We start from the raw sequence: 315 nt of genomic DNA, 5'->3' as shown, positions 1-315 counted from the left end.
AGCACCAGGCCGACGACGGCGAACCAGCCCGCCTGCGCGAAGGTCGGCAGCAGGCCGATCGCCGTGGAGGCGATGCCCATGGTCAGCAGCGAGATCACCAGCAGCGACTTGCGGCCGATCCGGTCGCCCAGCTGGCCGGCCACGATGCCGCCAACGGGGCGGGCGAAGAAGCCCACCGCGAAGGTGGCGAAGGAGGCCAGGATGCCACCGATCGGCGTGGAGGACGGGAAGAACTGCTGGTTGAAGATCAGCGCGGCGGCTGTGCCGTAGAGGTAGAAGTCGTACCACTCGATAGTGGTGCCGACGAACGCGGAG

Annotated in this window: 1 protein-coding gene; it reads right to left on the bottom strand. The window is 68.3% G+C overall.

All coding sequences use genetic code 11. The features are described 5' to 3' along the window. On the bottom strand, window positions 1-315 hold a 315-nt coding region (locus AC5RVV_RS18320; RefSeq protein ID WP_494002754.1), incomplete at both ends, for an MFS transporter.

Source organism: Arthrobacter sp. MDT2-34-1 (genome assembly GCF_059091365.1).
The sequence above is the reverse complement of the archived record's forward strand: the minus strand, read 5'-3'. Positions and strand labels throughout refer to the sequence as shown.